The organism is Mesorhizobium sp. M7A.F.Ca.US.006.04.2.1 (genome assembly GCF_004022915.1).
In the GTDB taxonomy this organism is placed as follows: Bacteria; Pseudomonadota; Alphaproteobacteria; order Rhizobiales; family Rhizobiaceae; genus Mesorhizobium; species Mesorhizobium ciceri.
The window spans coordinates 1-1229 of the sequence record NZ_RZQA01001268.1 but is presented as its reverse complement, the minus strand read 5'-3'; the positions used below and the strand labels follow the sequence as shown (position 1 = coordinate 1229).

Annotated in this window: 1 protein-coding gene; it reads left to right on the top strand. The window is 62.4% G+C overall.

Annotated elements, in window-relative coordinates:
- Positions 1-494: 494 nt before the first annotated feature.
- A partial coding sequence (locus tag EN925_RS36515) for an AraC family transcriptional regulator (protein WP_164894689.1) occupies positions 495-1229 on the top strand: 735 nt, incomplete at its 3' end.

Below are 1229 nucleotides of genomic sequence, written 5' to 3'. Positions count from 1 at the left end.
GTTGTAGCACTTCGCCGAAATATACGAATGCTCGCTGGGCAAGCCGGCCCAGTGAGCTCATCGGGTGGCTCCTCTCAAAATGCTTGAGTCCGTACCTCCAGGACCGAAGCGCGCCGCCGATGCGAAGGGCGCCTTTGACCAAGGCGCCCTTCATTCCGGCTATGTCCACCAGTGTGATCCCACCCGAGTGACGACGAAGAGGAGGAGGTGGACGAACCTCTCTGCGCAGGCGGAACTGGCCAGCGCGGCTCGACGTCGATCTCGACAAGCCGTTGACCAGCGAGCGTTCAAGGGCGGCCTCTCTGGAGATCGCCTGGCGGATCGCCTCGGCTAGCCTGGGCCTGTGCGCGTGGAAGCATCGGTCTGCCGCCATGAGCAGGTTGATTGGCGGTATCTTGCGTCACGAGGCCATAGCTTCGACAATTGGAGACGCAGCCGGAACGCGGATCGACTTCACTTGCATGGCACCGGCAGTCTGACAGGGGGAAGCCGATATGCGCCTGCCACCGATCGACCTTAGCCGCGAGAACACCTTCGGCGAACTAACCTATGAGAATGGCGGCGACTACGGGCCGATCGGTGGCGACTATCTGGCCTTCATGCTTGTCCACGTCGGATCCCTGACGCTCGAGGCGGATGACAGCGTCCTGCAACTGGAGGCAGGACAATGTGCTCTGTCGCTCACGCGTGATCGCTACATGACGTCGGTGGCGCCGGAAACGCTGACCCATGTCAGCTGGTGCGATGGCCGGCCGCAGAACGCGGCGTGGCTGTACAAGGAGCGCGAGAAGTTCGCGCCATTCATCGTCGCCTCGCCGATGGTTCACACCCTCATGCAGTTGGGTGTTGATCTTGGCCTCGGCGAGCGCGGCGGCCGCAGTGGTGTTCGCGAGTCGCTGACCAACGCCTTGCTCCACGCCTTCATCTACGAGGCCGAGGTGATCGAGGCGGAGCGGCCGATCCCGCAGACGATCCTGCAGGCACGCCGTTTCCTCGAAGAGAACTTTGCCGCCGATCTGTCGATCGAGCGGGTGGCGCAGCAGGTGCGCGTCAGCCCGCAATATCTGGTCTCGGCGTTCAAGAAACATCTCGGCATGACGCCGGCCAAATATCTGTGGCGTTGCCGCCTCGATTACGGCACGCATCTGCTGCAGCGGACAGGACTGTCGATCAGCGAGATCGCCTACCAGGTCGGCTACAAGAACCCCTATCATTTCTCGCGGCAGGTC